Origin of the sequence: Gordonia sp. 135, assembly GCF_009720185.1 — a bacterium.
Classification (GTDB): domain Bacteria; phylum Actinomycetota; class Actinomycetes; order Mycobacteriales; family Mycobacteriaceae; genus Gordonia; species Gordonia alkanivorans.
Map to the genome: position 1 here is coordinate 326,763 of NZ_CP046257.1, position 18,619 is coordinate 345,381.

Here is an 18,619-nt window from a genome sequence, read left to right on the forward strand (position 1 = left end):
TGCGATTCCGTGCGGGACGCGGCCCCTCCTCCGGCCCCGGAAGTACTCAGGTAAAGCTACCCTTTGTTCGGCGCATCGGCACCGTTGAACGGCGAGAACGTGGCGCGGGTAACAGTAGTGTTGGGGGACAGATCCGTAGGCCCGGATCGCTAGACGAGAGGGAACGATGCAGTTCGACGACGTGATCCTGGGCCGGCGCAGCATCCGCGGTTTCACACCGGAGCCCGTGCCCCGAGAACTGATCGAGGAGATCCTCGCGCTCGCCATGCGTGCTCCGTCCTCGATGAACACCCAGCCCTGGAACTTCTACGTGATCACCGGTGAACCACTCGATCGCATCCGTGCGGGCAACACCGAGCGCAACCTGGCCGGTGTACCGCACTCTCGTGAGTTCCGGACCGGGGCGGAGAAGTTCACCGGTGTCCATCGTGATCGCCAGGTCGGCGTGGCCAAGCAGCTGTTCACCGCGATGGGCATCGCTCGCGAGGACATGGAGATGCGGCAGGACTGGGTCCTACGGGGATTCCGCCAGTTCGACGCCCCGGTCTGCGTGATCGTGACTTACGACCGCATCCTCGACGGCAGCGACGACACACCCTTCGACTGCGGTGCGGTCTCCACCGCGTTGGTGAACGCCGCCTGGTCCCGGGGTCTCGGTGCGGTGATCAACAGCCAGGGCATCATGCAGTCACCCGTCGTTCGGGAACATGCCGGAATCCCGGATGACCAGGTGATCATGAAGAGCATCGCGCTGGGCTGGCCGGATGAGACGTTCCCCGCCAATGCCGTGATCTCCGAACGCAAGACGGTCGAGGAAGCCACCACGTTCGTGGGGTTCGGAGACTAGTTCAGAGCGCCAGCGCTCGGTGGGCCGCGTCGGCGACGCTGCCTCGATACAGCGGTCCGTGTCCGGCCAGCAGCAGCTCGGCGTCGAGTTCGGTGAACCGTTCGACGCTCCGACGCGCCGTGGCCTCGTCGTGCTGGAAGAGGGACGGAATGCACTGTGGCCCGACGATCGCCGACACCTCATGGCCGCTGACCAGCGCATCGCCGGAGACCAGGGCGCGTCCGTCGCCGACCAGGTAGGAGCTGTGGCCGTCGGTGTGGCCGTGGCTGGCCACCGGCACCGGTGACCCCGGCAGGTCGAGTTTCCCCGGAAAAGACTCTGCGGCAGACAGTCCGGCTCGACTCAGCACCCCGAGAGGTGTGGTCTTCGCGAGCCAGGACCACAGGCGTCGGGTGCCGACGAGTGGTGCGAGATCGAGTGCGTTCGCCTGCTGGAGATGGTGCCGCAGGGCGTGGTCGACCTCGACGGGATCCATGTAGACCGGGAATCCGTACCGCGCCTGCAGTTTCGCGAGTCCGCCGAGATGGTCGACGTGCGCGTGTGTCAGCAGCGCGCCACGGATGTCCTCAGGGCGGCGACCGATCCGATTGATCGATTCGATCACCTGCCCGGCCTGTCCGGGGTAACCGCCGTCGATGAGGGTGAGCTCGCCGTTCTGCTCCAGCAGCACCCAGTTCACGACGTCGGTGTGGACGAAATACGTTGTCGCCGAGTCAGCGTCGAGGCGCGTGATCTCCATCGGCCGGGCGGTGCGGAAGGAGGGACGCATCGCTCACTTCCGGACGACGAGGACGAACGGGCCCACCTCGGTGACCTCGAACCGCGGGTCATCGAAGACCGAAGGATCGAAGGTGACGGTGTAACGCTTCACGTTCGGGTCGTTCGGGTAGACGTCCTCGGCGAGGCGGAGCGAGTACCCGTCCGAGCTGTATCGGAACAGGAAGACGTTCGGCGCCTTCCACGGCGACTCGTCGAGATGTCCGACCAGCTGATCGGCGTCCTCCGACTTCGCCCACCGTGCGATGGCCGCGGCGCGCTTGTCGAACTCGGCCAGCGGGTTGGCGTAGTGCGAGGTCAGTCCCTGGAAACCCCAGTACGGATAGATCGACAGGAACCCGAAATCGGCGGTGAGGACGACGTTGTCGGTCGGCGGCCGGCCGGTCTGCTCCCCGATCAGTTTGTCGATCTCGGCGAAGTACGACTCGGTGCCGGCCGGACGTGCATCGGCGCGCTTGCCGTAACCGTCGGTGTCGGTGTAGGCGGTGGTGATCTCCGTACCGAGATGACCGGGGATGCTCTGTGCCGCTGCGATTGCGGCGAGCACGGCCACCGCGCCGACGACGACGCGTACGTCACCGAACCTGCCCACGGCCCAGCGGCCGATGTCGACGACACCGAAGACGCCGGCCGCGGCGAGCGCACACACCAGGATCGGCTCGAGCCGGAAGGACAGCAGGGTGGTGCCCATCGCGGTCATGAGCATCGACAGGAGACAGAAGAGGTACACCGTGATCACGGTGGCGCCCATGGCAACCGCGACGGTTCGTGTCCGGAAACGCAGGAGAATCCACAGCAGGCCGATCATGGTGATCGCGCCGACGAGGTTGACCCCGAACATCGGCAGCGGGAACACCGCACCGCGCTCCGGGAGGTAGTGCTCGGCGGTTCCGCCGCTGGCCGGGGCGCTGGACAGCCGCTTCAGCAGATAAGGCGCCCAGACCAGCAGGGCGATTCCTCCGGCGATGACGCCCACCGAGACGAGTCGGCCGGCGACGGCGACCATGATCTCGCGGCGGTGCGCCTTGACGGTCCGGGTCGGTGTCGCCTTGTTGGTCGCCGCGATCCAGCCCTGGGCGAGGAAGTAGCAGGCAAGCAGGATCGCGGTGAGTGCGAACAGGCCGGTGTAGAGCGTGTAGGTCGCGGCCGAGATGCCGAGGAAGACACCAGCACCGACCACCGCAGGCCAACTGGTCGCACCCCGCAGTGGTCCGGCCGGACCATCGGCGGCACGCGTGCGACCCCTCAGCGCGTAGGTGAGGACGATCATCATCGGTACACCGATGATCACGAGGATCGCGGCGTACGGCTCGGGTGAGGCGTACAGCAGGGCCATCGTGGTCACCGCGAGTCCCAGTGCCACACCACGATCCGCACCGAACATGCGGTTGAACAGGATGATGCCGACCGCCGAGGCCACTGCCATCGACACGATGGCCCACGGCTTGTACGCCTCCCACCCGGGCTGGCCGAGCAGATTCGCGAACCGGCCGCCCCACCAGAACCACCCGGCCGGGTAATACGGCGGCAGATCCGGATAGGTCATGTCCGCCAGGTGCGGACTCGACGTCATCCGCGTCAGGTACTCGGTGCGGAACTCCTGGTCGACGGACAGGCCGAAGAGGTAGAGACGCGTCGCCCCCAAGGGCATCCCGATGGTGACCGTCACGAACGCCGACATGGCCGCCGCCGACAGGAACGGGATGAACACCCGTCCCTTGCCGTAGCGGTACAGCAATGCGACGACGACGAGCACCGCGATCGCGAGGACCTGGCCGGCGGTCGTCAGCGACCGGGTCACGTTCGACGAGTTGAAGGCCGGCCAGTTGACGGTCTCGATCGCCTTGAGGCCGACGATCGACACCACCGCACCGACCACCACAGCCGTCAGCAGGAGCAGCGCCGTCCGGCCCAGGCGTGATGCCGTGGTGGGACCGGAGTCCGTTTCCTGAGGCGCGGTCGTGGGGTCCTGGCGGTCAGCGCTCACAGAAGTCGTCATCGCTCGCAATCGCAGTCGGGGGCTGCTAGACGGGCAGCTTGCGGAAGATCGGGCGCGGGATGTGGCGCAGGACCATCATGATGTAGCGGAAAGGTCCGGGGACCCAGACGATCTCCTTGCCCTTGGTGGCCGCGGCCACCGCGAGGCGTCCCACGTCTTCCTTCTCGACGGTCAGCGGCGCCTCCTTGACGTGCGCCGACAGTCGCGTGCGGACCTGACCCGGACGGATCACGAGGACGCGAGGGCCGTAGGGACGCAACGCCTCACCGAGTCCGAGGTAGAAGCCGTCGAGGCCGGCCTTGGTGGAGCCGTAGACGAAGTTGCTGCGACGCACGCGCTCACCGGCGACCGAGCTCATCGCGATGATCTGGCCGTGGCCTTGGGCGCGCATCTTCTCGCCGAGCAGGACGCCGACGGAAACCGCTGCGGTGTAGTTGATCTGGGCTTCGGCGACCGCGAGGCCGTGGTCCTGCCACGCCTGCTCGTCGTCACCCTGGATGCCGAAGGCGACGATGGCGACGTCGACGTCACCGTCGGCGAAGGCCTTGTCGATCACGTCGCGGTGGGTGTCGGTGGCGCGGGCGTCGAAGTCGATGACGCTGACCTCGGTGGCGCCGGCCTCCTTGGCCTTCTCCACTGCCGCCTCGACGGCCGGATCGCCCGGCAGGGCGGCGAGGATGACCCGCGCCGGTCCCTTGCTCAGGTACTCGGCGGTGATGGCGAGCCCGATCTCCGAGCTCCCGCCCAGGACCAGGATGGACTGTGGGACGCCGACGGCGTTCATCATCTTCGGTCTTCTCGCTTTCGGTGGTCTGCGGCCGGTCGGGCCGCAGAGGTGGTATGGAGGTCGGAACCGGTTGTGGGTCAGGCGAGTTCGAGTCGGCGGCCCATGTCGGACATGAACACGCGGTTGGGGTCGATCCGCCGACGCGTGGCGATCCACTCGTCGATGCGCGGGTACATCGAGTGGAAGGCCGCCGCCGACGTCCGCGAGTCCTTCGCGGTGTAGAGGCGTCCGCCCATGCTCATCACGCGGCGATCGAGATCGTTGAGGAACTCGGCGAGTCCGGCCTTGACCGGGAAGTCCAGGCAGACGTTCCAGCCCTTGAACGGGAAGCTGAGCGGCGCCTTGTTGCCCTCGCCGAAGAGCTTGATCACGTTGAGGAAGCTGACGTGTCCCGACGCCTGGATGTGTTCGATGAGGTTGGTGAACTCGGCCTCGTTGCCGGTGGGCACGATGAACTGGTACTGGCAGAATCCGCCGCCGCGACCGTAGGCGTTGTTCCAGTCACCGAACACGTCGAGCATGTGATAGAACTGCGCCAGATTCTTGACCTTGCCCTCGCTGGGCGGGCCGATCCGGTAATACGCCTCGCCGACCGCGGCGAAACTGAGCTTGTTCGCCAGCCCGCGGGGGAAGACGTCGGGGAACCGCACGAGCGGCTTGTTGTTGAACGACAACGGGTTGTCGCGGTACTTTTCCGGCAGCTCGTCGACGCGCGCGAGGTTGCCGCGCGAGAAGGTGCCGCGGCCGAGCTTCGGGGGTGCGCTGATGGTGTCGAACCAGCCCGAGGCGTACTCGTACCCGTCCTCGAAACCGTCCTGCAGGTGCAGGTCGAGAGTCTCCTGCAGCGACCCGGTGCGCGCGGTGTCGGCGATGAAGTAGGCACTCTCGGTGCGCTTCATCTGGATCTTCGCGCGCAGCACGATGCCGGTGAGGCCGATGCCGCCGACCGTCGCCCAGAACAGTTCGCCGCTCGGGTCGTCGCCGGAGCCGTCCGGGGTGAGCGTCAGGATGCGACCGTCGGCCACGAGGAGCTGCATCTCGACGACGTGGTTGCCGAAGCTGCCCTGGCTGTGGTGGTTCTTGCCGTGGATGTCGTGCGCGATCGCACCACCCACGGTGACCTGACGGGTGCCCGGGAGCACGGGCACCCAGAGGCCGTACGGGAGCGCGGCCTGCATGAGGGTGTCGAGGGAGACGCCGGCGTCGAGGTCGACCGTCGCGGTCTCCTCATCGATGGCGTAGATCCTGGTCAGCGGGGTCATGTCGATCGTGAGACCGCCGCTGTTCTGGCCCGACTCGTTGTAGGAACGGCCGAGCCCGCGGGCGATGACACCGCGCTTGAGGTAGTCCGGCTTGTCCGCGTTGTCGTCGGCGACGCGGGCGACCGCCTCGGCGATGACCTCGGGATACGGCGTGGACAGGACGTGGCCCTCGATCGGGGTGGTGCGAGACCAACCCACCAGCTTGCGGGTCGTGATCGGCAGCAACTCTTCAGTAGACATCGCTGAAGAGAGTACTCGGCCGCGGTGGGCCGCCGATGAGAGACGACGTGCGACAGGTGTCGCACTTTCGCGAGGCTGTGGCGTCGGGCTACCGCAGCACGCCGAGTTCGGCCCGTCCCAGCACGGCGGCCGCCGCGTTCCGGCCGGGGATGCCGCTCACACCCCCGCCGCGTCGTGCGCCGGCGCCGCACAGCAGCAACCGCGGATGGCGGGTCTCGACGCCCCAGGTGCCGACCTCCGACGCCGTTTCCGCCCACGGCCACCGCAGCGACTGATGGAAGATATTGCCGCCGGGCAGCCCGAGCATGTCCTCGAGGTCCTGCGGGGTCTTCGTCTCGATGCACGGGCGGCCGTCGAGGTCGTGGGCGATGACGTTCTGGATCGGCTCGGCGAGCAGCATGTTGAGCGAGGCGAAGGTCGCGCCCACCGCGTGCTCGACGGCGCCCGGTTCGTCGAACACGTCCGGTGGCATATGCAGACCGAACAGCGTGAGCGTGTGCTTGCCGTCGAGTTCGGGTCCGAGGATGGACCGGTCGGAGAGGGTGTGGCAGTAGATCTCGCAAGGCGGCAGCTCAGGGACCTCGCCCCGGGTGGCCTGCCGCCAGGCGTCGTGGAGCTGACTCGCGGTCTCGTTGATGTGGAAGGTGCCGGCGAACGCGGCCTCGGGTGTCACTGACTCGTCGCGGAGGCGGGGGAGACGGTCGAGGAGGAGGTTGATCTTCAGCTGCGAGCCGCGGGGATGGGCCTCGCAGACGATCGGATCGTCGAGCAGTGTGTTGAGGACCTGCGGTGCGTAGGCGGCGTAGAGCATCGAGCCGCGTGCGTTGTGCGGCGTGCCGCCCGAATCGGTGAACTCGACGGTCCCGTCAGCCGGATCGACGCCCGACACCGCGACCCCGGTGCGGATCTCGGCGCCCGCCGACGTCGCGGCCTGGTACAGCGCACCCGAGACCGCACCCATGCCCCCGACCGGGACGTCCCAGTCGCCGGTCCCACCGCCGATCACGTGGTAGAGGAAGCAGATGTTCTGCCGCAGCGACGGGTCGTCGAGATCGGCGAACGTGCCGATCAGGCCGTCGGTGGCGGCGATGCCGCGCAGCAGGTCGTCGTCGAAGTACTGGCCGAGCAGGGTGCCGAGCGGCAGGGTGGTGAGCGCCTCCCACAGCTCGGCGTCGGAGGTGTCGGTGCCGACGGCGAGTTCGTGCATGTCGGCGGCGGTGCGCAGCGGTTCGATCAGGGTGGGGAAGACGCGCTGCGCGATGGTCCCGACACGGCGGTAGAAGGACTGCCACGCCACGAAACCGGCGTTGGAGAATCCCACGGCGTCGGCGCCGACGCGGTCGGCGCGCAACACCCGCCGGAACGATTCCGCGGTCGCGTCGTCGTCCTGGGTGTCGATGAGGATGCCGCGCGTCGGGTCCGACGGGAGCGGCGTGTACGAGGAGTAGCGGCGTCGGATCAGCGAGATGTCGAGGTCGAGGTCGGTGATGATCTCGCGCGGCATCAGCGAGACCAGATACGAGAACCGCGACAGTTGGGCCGCGAGACCGGGGAAGGGCATCGCCGAGACGGTCGCCCCGCCGACATGATCGGCCTTGTCCAGGACGAGGACCCGACGACCGGCGCGCGCGAGATAGGCGGCGGCGGTCAGACCGTTGTGCCCAGCGCCGATGATGACGTCGTCATAGAAAGCAACTGCGGTGCCCATCGGTCCTGTGCCCATCGTTCAAAGGGTCTCAGATCGATGGACACCGCAGCGGTGATTTCGGGTCAGCGCAGGATGCGGGCCACGAACGGGGTCGAGTCCTTCATCGAGGCCAGAACCGCGCTGGAGTGGTCGTCCTCGGGGTAGACGAACAGCTCGACGGGCTGGTTGTTGGCCTTCATCTGTGCGTAGAGCGACAGCGCCGACGGTGCCGGCACATCGACGTCACGCAGGCCCTGTCCGAGGAAGATCGGGCGGTCGTAACCCTTGTACGGAGTCGCCATGTACTCGTGCAGTGCCGGGCTCAGACCCGGGATCGACATGAGCGGTGCGCGGAACCAGGTCCGCACGTCGTCACCGGCGAGTGCCTGCTTGAGGATCGGGTAGCAGGTGGTGCGACCCTCGGCCAGGCGTGCGATGCCCTTGGGCGTCATGACCTTGGTGATGTTCATGTCGGGACGGGTGTCGTTGAACCCGGCCAGGATGTAGGCGGTGTAGGCGTTCAGGCCGCCGGGCAGGTTCACCGGCGGGACGGCCGGTCCCAGGTTCTGGTACAGGTACTCGAGGTTGGCCGGGATGCCGGTGGCGACGACGCCGCGGTAGTCCAGACCCGAGCCACGGCTGAACTCGGTGGCGTAGCGGGCGCCGTTCAGTGCGGCGGCCGCACCCTGTGACTGTCCGATGATGGCCCAGCGCTTGGCGAACGGCAGATCCATCTGATGCGACGCGACGACGATGTCGACGATCGCGTGCGCCGCGGTGACGCCGTTCAGGTAGGCCATCAGGCCCGGGGTGCCGAGACCGACATAGTCGGCGGCGACGACGGCGTAACCCTGCTGGAGCCAGTGGCCCAGGTACTTCTGGTCGCGCTCGCTGCGCGGGAACGCCGACGGCGTGCAGTCGTCGTTCATGCCGACGGTGCCGTGCGCCCAGGAGATGATCGGCCAGCCACCGGCGGGTGCCTTGCCCTTGGGCAGGAAGACCGCGCCGGTGCCCGTCGCCATCTTGCCGTGCTGGTTCAGCGACGAGTACTGGATGCGGTAGGCGTCACCGGCCGCGGGGAGGTTGAGCTCCGCGGCGAGCGGGACCCGGGAGATGAGGGTGCCCGCCTTGGCCGGGATGGGGCCCGAGTACTCGGTGACGTCCAGGCCCGACCAGTTCGGGATGCCGACGGAAACCGCGTCATCCGCGTGTGCCGGGGCGGTCGATCCGAACGCGAGCAGGACCATGCCGAGGCCGGTGATGACGGAGACGAGTGTTCGCGTGGTGCGCGACACCGGTGATCTGGACGTGAGGGCAGACATGTTCAGAACAGTAAAGGTACTCATGTGCCGCGTACACCTCAGGACGGTGAGTATTCGTGCCGTACCGGAGCGGTTTCCGTGCCCCCCTCGGTTTCCAGTTTGGTCTCGGCGGAGCGAACGGGGGTCGCGGCCGACCTATCCTTGTCGGGTGGACATCCCCTCGGTCGAGCTCAGCAACGGTCGGTCGATTCCTCTCGTGGGACTCGGCACCTACAACATGCTCGGCCGGCCGTGCATCGGCGCGGTCAGCGCCGCACTCAAGGCTGGATACCGACTCCTCGACACCGCTCCCCGCTACAGCAACGAGCTCAGTGTCGGCATGGGCGCGCACGGTTCGGGCATCGCTCGTGACGAGGTCATCGTCCAGACCAAGCTCAGCGGCGGTGACCAGGGTTTCGACGAGGCGATCAACGCCGCCAAGGAAAGCGCGCGTCGGCTCGGTGTCGGCTACATCGACGTCTATCTGATCCATTGGCCGTGCCCGAGTCTCGGACGCACGGTCGAGTCGTGGAAGGCGCTGCTCACCCTGGCCGACGAGGGTTACGTCCGCACGCCCGGTGTCTCGAACTTCAAACCTCATCAGCTCCAGGCGCTGTTCGACGAGACGGGGCGCTGGCCGGTGCTCAACCAGATCCAGTGCTCACCGGCACTGCCACGGACCGAGCTCCGTGAATTCATGGCGGAGAAGGGGATTCACGCACAGGCGTGGCATCCGACCGGCCGTAAGGAAGGTGTCCTGGGCGACCCGGCAATCCTGCGGATCGCCCGCAAGTACGGCAAGTCGCCGACTCAGATCGCGCTGCGGTGGGCGGTGCAGCACGGCATCAGCGTCGTGCCGAAGTCGTCGCACGCGGGCCGTCAGCTCGAGAACGCGGACCTCTTCGATTTCGCCCTCGACGACGCGGACCTCGCCGACCTCGCCTCGCTGGACCGCGGCGAACGCGCCGCCCGGGACTCGGACGTCGACGAGGAGTTCTAGCTCGTCCGCTAGGGTGTCAGCGTGTCTCGACCCGACTCCGGCAACGACGAACCCGCAGGTGACGTCCCTCACGATCACCACGAGGACTTCACGACGCGGCATGCGCCGATGCCGATCGAACTGCCCTTCGACGACGAAGAGGCGTCGACCGATGTCGACCTGAAGACGCAGCTGATCCGCTTCGTCGTCACCGGCGCCGGGTCGGCGGTTCTCGACTTCGGGCTGACGCTGTTCCTGCAGTACATCGTCGGGACCCCGGACTGGGTCGCCAAGGCATTCGGCTTCATCCTCGGCACCACCGTCGCGTACCTGATCAACCGGCGCTGGACGTTCCGCGCCGAGCCGAGCGCCGCCCGCTTCACCGCGGTCGTGCTCCTCTACCTGGTCACCTTCGCGGTCAACGTCGGTCTGTACAGCTGGTTGTCGTCGCTGTGGGACAAGACGGCCCTCTACTCGGCGATCGCCTTCGTCATCGCGCAGGGCACCGCGACGGTGATCAACTTCGTGGTCCAGCGGGCGGTCATCTTCAAGATCCGCTGATCGCGGCTACCGTGGCGGCATGCGAAGAGCCGTCGTAGTCGGAGCAGGACCCAACGGACTCGCGGGCGCGGTCCGGCTCGCCCAGGCGGGTCTGGAGGTGACCGTGCTGGAGGCCGCCGACGAGATCGGTGGCGGCACACGCAGCGCGGAGCTGCTCGAGCCCGGCATCGTGCACGACATCTGTTCGGCCTTCCACCCGCTCGGTGCGGCGTCTCCATATCTGCGAACCCTCGGGCTCGAGCAGTACGGCTTGCGCTTCCTCCGGCCGGAGATCGACGCCGCGCATCCCCTCGACGACGGCACCGCCGGCCTGTTCTACCAGTCGGTCGAGAAGACCGCCGCCGGGCTCGGCGCCGACGGTCGACGGTGGCGCGCGATCTTCGGGCCCGTGGCGAAACGCTTCTCCACCATCGCCGACGACGCGCTCGGTCCCATGCTGCGAATCCCGCGGCATCCGCTGGATTTCGCCGGCTTCGCAGTCCGTTCGGGACTCCCGGCGACCCTGCTGGCCCGAGCCTTCTCCACCCCGCAGGCACGCGCGTTGTTCATCGGTATCGCCGCGCATCCGTTCGTGCGGCTGAACCGGATCGGGACCGCTGCGGGCGGCGTGATGCTCACCGCGGCCGGCCACGTCGAGGGCTGGCCGGTGGCCGAGGGCGGCTCTGCCGCGATCACCCGGGCGCTCGCCGCGAAGCTGGCCGATCTCGGCGGCCGGATCGAGACCGGCACCACCGTGACCAGCCGCGCCGACCTCGATGCCGACATCGTCCTGCTCGACACCGACCCCACAGCGGCGCAACGCATCCTCGGCACCGAACAGCCGTCGCGTACCGCCCGGAGCTATCGTGGGCATCGGGGCGGACCGGGGGCGTTCAAGGTGGACTATGTCGTCGAGGGCGAGGTCGGGTGGACCGCCCCGGGATGCGACCGTGCCGGCGTCATCCATCTCGGCGGCACCATGGAACAGGTGGTGAGAGCGGAGAACACGGTCCTCGACGGCCGGATGCCCGACGATCCGTTCGTCCTCATCGGCCAGCAGTGGCTTGCCGACCCCTCCCGGGCGAAGGGTGATCGGAAACCGTTGTGGGCCTACGCCCATGTGCCGCGCGGGTACACCGGCGACGCGACCGAGGCGGTCACCGCGCAGATCGAGCGCTTCGCACCGGGATTCTCCTCGCGCATCCGCGCCTCCCGGAGCATCGGTCCAGCCGAGCTCGAGGTCGAGAACCCGAACTACGTCGGCGGCGACATCGGCGGCGGACGGAATGATCTGTGGCACCTCGTCGCCCGGCCCCGGTTGTCCCCCAACCCGTACGCCACCGGCGTGGACGGCGTGTACCTGTGTTCGTCCTCGACTCCTCCGGGCGGGGGAGTGCACGGCATGTGCGGATACCGCGCCGCGGAGGCGGCGTTGCGCGGGTAGATCACGCGCGCTGCGGAACCTCCGGCGGGACGGCGGCGAGAAGACTTCGTGTGTAGTCGGTTTCGGGGTCGTGCATGATCTGCGATGCCGGGCCGGTCTCGACGACCTTGCCCTTCTGCATCACCGCGACGGTGTCGCTGATCTGTTCCACGACGGCGAGGTCGTGCGCGATGAACAGGAAGGTCAGATCCTTCTCGCGCTGCAGGCCGCGTAGCAGTTCGAGAACCCCCGCCTGCACCGAGACGTCGAGCGACGCGGTCGACTCGTCGAGGATGAGGATCTCCGGCTCGGACGCCAGAGCTCGCGCGATGCAGACGCGTTGACGCTGGCCGCCGGACATCTCGTGCGGGTACCGGCCGAGGAACGAGGAGTCGAGGCTGACGTCGTTCAGAAGTTGCTCCGCACGGCTCCGCATCTCGTTGCGGCCCGAAGCCAGGCCGTGGGCGCGGAGCGGTTCGGCGATCGACGCGGCGACCGTCATCCGCGGGTCCAGCGGCGCGGTCGGATCCTGGAAGACCATTGCGACCCGGCGCCGGAGAAGTGCTTCGTCCGCGCCCCGGACGCCCACCGCCTCGACCTCGCGTCCGTCGACCGACACCGTCACGCTTCCGGTCACCGTCGTCCCCTGACCGGACTCGATCAGGCCGGTGACAACGCCTGCGACCGTGGACTTCCCCGAACCCGATTCGCCGACGATGCCGAGAGTCCGACCGCGCGCCACCTCGAGGTCCACCCCGTCGATCGCGTGCACAATGCTCCGGCCCGTCGGTCCGCGCACCACGTACTCGACGCCGAGCCCGCTCACCTGCAGGACGGGTTTCTCGGCGACTTCCTTCGTCAGCCCCCGGTCGGCGTCGCGTTCCTCGACCTTGCTCAGCAACGGCCGCGAGTCGAGGAGCTTCTTGCTGTACTCGTCCCGCGGGTCGTCGAAGAGTGCTGCCACGTCGCGGCTTTGGACGATGCGACCCGAACGCATGACCATGACACGGTCGGCGATCCGACCGATCACCCCGAGGTCGTGGCTGATCCACACCACCGCCATGCCGCGTTTGCGCTGGAGGTCGGCGACGAGATCGATGATCTGCGCCTGGGTGGTCACGTCGAGGGCCGTGGTCGCCTCGTCGGCGATGAGCAGGTCGGGGTCGCAGGCAAGGGCGATCGCGATCATCACGCGCTGGCGCTGGCCGCCCGACAGTTGGTGCGGGTATGCGCGCAAACGGCTTTCGGGGTCGGGCAGATTGACGTCGCGCAGCAACTGGAGTGCGCGGTCATGTGCCTCGGCGCGACCGAGGCCGAGGTGCCGGCGTGGTCCCTCGGTGAGCTGCTGCTCGACGGTGAGAAGCGGATTGAGGCTCGACGACGGGTCCTGGAAGACGAAGCCCACTCGTATTCCGTGAAGGGCACGCAGCGTCGACGGGGTGGCGCCGACGATCTCGGTGGTGCCGAGTCGAGCCGATCCGCGCACGTAGGCGCTCGGGGCGTCGAACAGACCCGTTGCGGCGAGCACGCTCAACGACTTTCCCGAACCGCTCTCGCCGACGATGCCGAGAGTCTCGCCGCGTGCGACCGTGAAGCTGATGCCGTGCACGATCTCCCGCGGTCCGACCCCGACGATGAGGTCTTCCACGTCCAGCACCGAATCCTCGGCGACTGCGCGTGCCGGCTTCGGCGTCGCCGTCGCGACGGTGACGGACGTGCGGTCGTATCCCCGGTTGCGCAGCAGCGTGCGCTGCCGTGGGTCGAGCACGTCGCGCACCCCGTCGCCGACCAGGTTGAACGCGAACACGGTGAACAGGATCGCGAGACCGGGGAAGACGCCCATCCACCATGCGGTGGTGATGAAACCCTGCGCATCGAAAAGCATGCGGCCCCATGACGGATCGGGCGGCTGGACACCGAGGCCCAGGAAGGACAGTGCGGCCTCCGACAGGATGGCGAACGCGAGAGAGATCGAGGTCTGCACGATGACCGGCCCCGAGATGTTCGGCAGCACATGGCTGAACAGGATGCGGGACGTACGCACCCCCATCGTCCGGGCCGACTGCACGTACTGGGTCTGCCGCACCCGCAACGTGTCCGCGCGGGCGACCCGAGCGAAGATCGGGATGTAGACGACGCCGATGGCGATCATCGCCGATGTGACCCCGGGCCCCAGGACCGCGACGATCGCCAGTGCCAGGAGGAGCACGGGGAACGAGAACACCACGTCGACGATGCGCATGAGCGCCGTGTCGAGCACCCCGCCGGCGAAACCCGCGACCATCCCGAGGATCACGCCGACCGTGAGGGAGATCGCCACGGCGATCACCGCGACCCGCAAGCTCACCGACGCCGCGAGCACGACCCGGGAAAAGACGTCGCGACCGAGGTCGTCGGTGCCGAACAGATGCGACCAACTCGGTGCCTGCAGCGCGTTCGGCACGTCGATCGCGTTGGCGCCGTACGGGGCGATCAGCGGACCGAAGATCGCGGCGACGACGACGACCGCGATGATGACCAGGCCCGCGACCGATGCGCGATTGCGGAGCAGCAGGCGCCAGGCCGAATCTGTGGCGGCGGGAGGGTCGGGTGCGGTGGGTGTCATGACAACCGGATCCTCGGATCGATGACGGCGTAGAGGATGTCCACGACGAGGTTCACGAGCAGGAAGATCACCGCGATCAGCAGGATGGCTCCCTGCAGCACCGGGTAGTCGCGGGCCGCGACCGAGTCGTAGACCAGCAGTCCCAGGCCCGGCCAGGCGAACACGACCTCGACGACGATGACGCCACCGAGGAGCCCGGCGAACTGGATACCGGAGATGGTGAGGACGGGCACCAGCGCGTTGCGACCCACGTGGTCGAGAAGGATCCGTCTGTTGCTCAGACCCTTTGACTCGGCGGTGGTGACGAACGGCGTGTTCACGACCTCGAGCACCGACGATCGGACGTACCGCGTCATGATCGCGCCCGTCACGACCCCGACCGTCACCGCGGGCAGGACGAGATGCTCGAACCAACCGAGCGGCCCGTCGGCGAACGGCTGGTATCCCGCCGACGGCAGCCAGCCGAGCGCGGTCGAGAAGAGACCGATCAGCAGGATGCCCATCCAGAAGTCCGGGACCGAGATGCCGAACTGGCTGATGACGCGAATGACGTTGTCGGCCAGTCGGCCTTCGCGGAGAGCCGCCCACGACCCCAGCGGGATCGCGATGAGCAGTGCCACCACGATGGCGGCGAGGGCGAGCGTGATGGTGGCGGGCAACCGGTCGAACAGCATGGTCGTGACGGGTTCGCTGTTGCGAAAGCTCACCCCGAGACCGCCGGTGAAGGCATTGCCGACGTAGGCGAACAGTTGGTTGGCGAGCGGCTGATCCAGGCCGGATGCACTGCGAAGCGCCTCATACGATTCCGGCGTGTAGCGCGTGCCGAGTGCGATGCGCACCGGGTCGCCGGGCACGATCTGGATCAGGAAGAACACCGCGACGATCACCCCCAGCAAGACGGCGACGGTGTAGGCGAGCCGGATGAGGATGAATCGCACCAGCGGGGAATGCAGCGCGGTCACATCAACTCCTCTCCAGCCGGGCGGACCGGAACCGGACGGCTTTGTCGGACCGGACCGTGTATCCGTGGAGCTCCTTCGAAAACGCCTGCGTGGCAGACGGGTTGTAGAGGTACAGGTAACTCACGTCGTCGGCGATCCGGCCGGCCGCGTCGGCGTAGATGCCCTTGCGGGTTTCGACGTCGAGTTCGGTGCGTCCCCGGTCGAGTAAGGCGTCCACCTGCGGGTTCGAGTACTGCTGCGCGTTCGACGTTCCCGCCGAATGATGCTGGGCGTAGTAGAAGTCGTCGGGGTCGATGTTGCCGAGCCAGCCGAGCAGCAGGGCGTCGAAGTCGCCGGCGGCCTGCCGGTCGAGCCACGCGCCGAAGTCGAGTTGCTCGATCTTGACGGCGATGCCGACGTCGGACAGGTTCGACGCGATGACCTGCGCCGCGGTCACGGTCTCGGGGTACTCGGTGGTCACCATGAGCCGCATGTCCATCGACCGGATACCGGCCTGGCGCAACAGGTCTTTCGCCTTGTCGACGGCTTGGGCGCGGTCGAGGCCCGCGGTGTAGCGGTCGTAGGGGGCAAACCAGGGGCTGGTCGAGGGGATCGCGAGTTCGTTGGGTGTGGCGGTGCCGTATCCGACGACCTGCGCGATCGATGGTCGGTCGATGGCGTAGGCGACGGCCTGGCGGACGCGGGTGTCCTCGAACGGCTTGGCGTCGAAGTTCATCGTGATGTACCAGTAGTCGTTCGCGACCACCGTGCCGACCTCGAGCGTGTCGTCGCGCGACAGGATGCTCAGCTGCTGCGCGGGAATCGCGTCCGTCCAGTCGATCTCACCGGATCGGAGTGCCGAGACGGCCGTCGTACCTTGCGAGATGAAGCTGTAGTTCACGCCGTCGATCGCGGGTGGGCCACCCCAGTAGTCGGGGTTGGATTTCAGCACGATCGACGCGCCGGGGGACCGGGACACGAACGAGAACGGGCCCGTACCCACGGGTTTCGTCGCGATCGCGCCTGATTCGACGTTGCGGCGGTTGACGATCGCGAGTCCTTTGAAGCCGCCGATGTTGGTCAGCAGGTTCGGGGTGGGTTCCCGGACCGTGAACTGCACGCGTCGGTCGTCGAGTGCGGTGATCGTCTCGATGGCCTCGAGTTTCCAGGCGTTCGAGAGTTCTTCGTCGAGGATGCGGCGGAAGGAGTACTCGACGTCGGCTGCGGTCAGCGGATCGCCGTTGTGGAACGTGACCCCCGGGCGCAGGAGGAAAGTCCACTGCCTGGCGTCGGGGCTCACCTCCCAGCTCTCGGCGAGAGATGGTTGCATCTGCAGGTTCTCGTCGGGTTCGACGAGGGTGTCGAAGACGTTCTCGAGTACCTCGAAGGTGAAGTACGAGCTGGATTTCTGCGGATCGAGCTGATCGGGTTCGCCTGCTATGGCGACCCGCAAGGTATTCGGCGAGACGGACGACCCGCCGCATGCGGCGAGTGCCGAGGCGCCGAGAAGCGCGGTACCGGTGACCCCCGCGGCCTTGAAGAAGGTACGCCTGTTCAGGCGAGACGAACCGTTCACCCGACCGGCACCCTGCGTCGACCACGAGGCCGACCCACCGGGTGAATCGGTCATCGCTGTCCTCCCACCCGGTGATTGCTCACACCTGGGGTCTGCATTGTCCGTGTCTGCAGTCTGCCCCAGGGGGAGGTGCCGTGCAACAGCGCCGACCGGTGCCCCCCAGTGGCAGCATCGAAGCGCAGTTGCTGGGCGACACCAGTCGCCTGATCCGAAAGCGGCACTCTCAGAAGGACAATCATGACCTCGGAGGTGATCGCGAAGTCGCATGATGTCGGACAGCATGGGCCTCGCCGTCTTTCCGCGGATGCGAGGCGAGACTCGCCGGCCTGGCTTGGGCCGGGTGCTCAGCGCGTGCGGAGGCCGCTCAGTTTCCTGTCACCGACTCAGCAGCTGCCGCGTGGTGTCGTCCGCGGGTACGAAAGTCTCGAGATGGAGCCCACGGAGGGTGACGTCTGATGCACTCTCGATCTGGCTGGTCACGCTGAAGAGCCGGAGTACATCGTCGCCTACCTCGATCTCCATCGGGATGACAGGGTCGACCAGCGATCGGGCGGGTGGAGTTCCGTCGGAGGGGTAGGCGGTGACGTCCTCCAGGAGTGAGACCAGGTCGGGGTCACCGCCGGTGTGGGCGATGCGCTGCTCGAGTTGGTGAATCAGGTGTGTTCGCCAAGCGGGCAGGTTGCGGATGCGCGGCGCGAGTCCTCGCGGGTGCAAGCAGAGCCGGATCACGTTCAGCGGCGGCTCGATCAGACCGGGATCACAACCGGTGACCAGCGCATCGACGGGCTCGTTGGCATCGACGACGTCCCAATGGTCATCGAGGAGCAAAGCGGGGTACGGCGCGTGGGCGTCCAACAAGCGCCGCAGTCCGGCCATCACCGGCGCGAGCGCCTCGTCGTCGGTGGCACGGTGCGGATAGCGAGGAGCGTAGCCTCCGGCGAGCAGAAGTCGATTCTGCTCGCCCATGGGTACCCGCATCACCTCTGCCAGACGGACAATCATCTCCGGTGTCGGCCGGGACCGTCCGTTCTCGACGAAGCTCAGATGCCGGGTGCTCACCTCCGCCTGCGTGGCGAGGGCGAGCTGGCTGAGGGATCGCAGCTCGCGCCAGCGGCGCAATTCATTGCCGACCGATGGAGTTGTCGCCGTCGAAGTCATGCCCCGAGCGTAGGCAGTCCGGATCAGGACGACCATGACCTCGCGGGTAATCGACCGCCGGTCGACCAGCGGTGAGACTTCGGGTGCAGCTCATTCGAGAAAAGACAAGGAAGACACCATGAAAGAAATTGTCACCCGTTACCTCGACACCTGGAACGCCACCGACGAGGCGGCACGCGCCGAACTTCTCGCCGATCACTGGTCCGAGGATTGCGCGTACGTCGACCCGCTTGCCGAGGTGCAGGGCCGCGAAGCCGTCGGAATGACCATCCAGGCCGTGCATGCCCAGTTCCCGGGCTTCGTGTTCACCTCCGTGGGCGAGGTCGATGCCCACCATCAGCAGGTTCGTTTCCAATGGGGTCTGGGCCCGGACGGCGAGGAGCCGGTCGTCGTCGGTTTCGACGTGGTGGTGGTCGACGCGGACCAGCGCATCCGTGACGTTCGCGGCTTCCTCGACAAGGTGCCTGCCTGACAGCTGGTCGAGGGCCGGCCGCAAC

General features: G+C 67.4%; 15 protein-coding genes. 5 read left to right on the forward strand and 10 right to left on the reverse strand.

Annotated features, from left to right (window positions below):
* Positions 1 to 166: 166 nt before the first annotated feature.
* Positions 167 to 847: a nitroreductase gene (locus GKZ92_RS01360; protein ID WP_035754275.1), complete on the forward strand. Its 681-nt coding sequence runs from the start codon at positions 167 to 169 to the stop codon at positions 845 to 847.
* Between the two features lies 1 nt (position 848).
* Here GKZ92_RS01360 and GKZ92_RS01365 read toward each other — a convergent pair whose 3' ends face one another.
* The 6 genes from GKZ92_RS01365 to GKZ92_RS01390 form a co-directional block, all read right to left on the reverse strand.
* Positions 849 to 1,616 carry an MBL fold metallo-hydrolase gene (locus tag GKZ92_RS01365; RefSeq protein ID WP_035754277.1) on the reverse strand — a complete coding sequence of 256 codons (768 nt, stop codon included), beginning with the start codon at positions 1,614 to 1,616 and terminating at the stop codon, positions 849 to 851.
* A 3-nt stretch (positions 1,617 to 1,619) separates the two neighbouring features.
* Positions 1,620 to 3,623 carry a galactan 5-O-arabinofuranosyltransferase gene (locus GKZ92_RS01370; protein WP_442903325.1) on the reverse strand — a complete coding sequence of 668 codons (2,004 nt, stop codon included), beginning with the start codon at positions 3,621 to 3,623 and terminating at the stop codon, positions 1,620 to 1,622.
* 25 nt (positions 3,624 to 3,648) lie between these two features.
* On the reverse strand, positions 3,649 to 4,410 hold the full coding sequence (locus tag GKZ92_RS01375) for a decaprenylphospho-beta-D-erythro-pentofuranosid-2-ulose 2-reductase (protein ID WP_035754282.1): 762 nt from the start codon (positions 4,408 to 4,410) through the stop codon (positions 3,649 to 3,651).
* 77 nt (positions 4,411 to 4,487) lie between these two features.
* A complete protein-coding gene (locus GKZ92_RS01380) occupies positions 4,488 to 5,912 on the reverse strand; it encodes an FAD-binding oxidoreductase (RefSeq protein ID WP_035754284.1) in 1,425 nt (474 codons plus the stop codon).
* A gap of 88 nt (positions 5,913 to 6,000) precedes the next feature.
* Entirely contained in the window at positions 6,001 to 7,620 is a 1,620-nt protein-coding gene (locus GKZ92_RS01385) for a phytoene desaturase family protein (RefSeq protein ID WP_035754286.1), read from the reverse strand.
* A gap of 62 nt (positions 7,621 to 7,682) precedes the next feature.
* Complete coding sequence (locus GKZ92_RS01390; protein ID WP_230461879.1) at positions 7,683 to 8,921, reverse strand: alpha/beta hydrolase family protein; 1,239 nt, start codon at positions 8,919 to 8,921, stop codon at positions 7,683 to 7,685.
* Between the two features lie 148 nt (positions 8,922 to 9,069).
* Here GKZ92_RS01390 and GKZ92_RS01395 point away from each other — a divergent pair, with 148 nt between their 5' ends.
* The 3 genes from GKZ92_RS01395 to GKZ92_RS01405 are packed head-to-tail and all read left to right on the forward strand — an operon-like array spanning position 9,070 to position 11,863.
* A complete protein-coding gene (locus tag GKZ92_RS01395) occupies positions 9,070 to 9,900 on the forward strand; it encodes an aldo/keto reductase (protein ID WP_035754289.1) in 831 nt (276 codons plus the stop codon).
* Positions 9,901 to 9,921: 21 nt separating this feature from the next.
* Positions 9,922 to 10,440 carry a GtrA family protein gene (locus GKZ92_RS01400; RefSeq protein ID WP_081474330.1) on the forward strand — a complete coding sequence of 173 codons (519 nt, stop codon included), beginning with the start codon at positions 9,922 to 9,924 and terminating at the stop codon, positions 10,438 to 10,440.
* Positions 10,441 to 10,459: 19 nt separating this feature from the next.
* A complete protein-coding gene (locus tag GKZ92_RS01405; RefSeq protein ID WP_035754291.1) occupies positions 10,460 to 11,863 on the forward strand; it encodes a phytoene desaturase family protein in 1,404 nt (467 codons plus the stop codon).
* A 1-nt stretch (position 11,864) separates the two neighbouring features.
* Here GKZ92_RS01405 and GKZ92_RS01410 read toward each other — a convergent pair whose 3' ends face one another.
* The 4 genes from GKZ92_RS01410 to GKZ92_RS01425 all read right to left on the reverse strand — a co-directional run bounded on the left by GKZ92_RS01410 (position 11,865) and on the right by GKZ92_RS01425 (position 18,122).
* Positions 11,865 to 14,447 (reverse strand): ABC transporter ATP-binding protein/permease, encoded by a 2,583-nt coding sequence (locus GKZ92_RS01410; RefSeq protein WP_035754294.1) that lies wholly within the window; start codon positions 14,445 to 14,447, stop codon positions 11,865 to 11,867.
* A complete protein-coding gene (locus GKZ92_RS01415) occupies positions 14,444 to 15,409 on the reverse strand; it encodes an ABC transporter permease (protein WP_035754296.1) in 966 nt (321 codons plus the stop codon). The genes GKZ92_RS01410 and GKZ92_RS01415 overlap by 4 nt, the downstream gene beginning before the upstream one ends.
* Position 15,410: 1 nt before the next feature.
* Positions 15,411 to 17,018 carry an ABC transporter substrate-binding protein gene (locus tag GKZ92_RS01420; protein WP_230461880.1) on the reverse strand — a complete coding sequence of 536 codons (1,608 nt, stop codon included), beginning with the start codon at positions 17,016 to 17,018 and terminating at the stop codon, positions 15,411 to 15,413.
* Positions 17,019 to 17,339: 321 nt separating this feature from the next.
* Positions 17,340 to 18,122, reverse strand: coding sequence for a helix-turn-helix domain-containing protein (locus tag GKZ92_RS01425; RefSeq protein ID WP_035754458.1), 783 nt, complete (start codon positions 18,120 to 18,122; stop codon positions 17,340 to 17,342).
* Between the two features lie 118 nt (positions 18,123 to 18,240).
* Between GKZ92_RS01425 and GKZ92_RS01430 the strand changes: the two genes are divergently transcribed.
* Entirely contained in the window at positions 18,241 to 18,594 is a 354-nt protein-coding gene (locus tag GKZ92_RS01430) for a nuclear transport factor 2 family protein (protein WP_006358752.1), read from the forward strand.
* Positions 18,595 to 18,619: the final 25 nt, after the last annotated feature.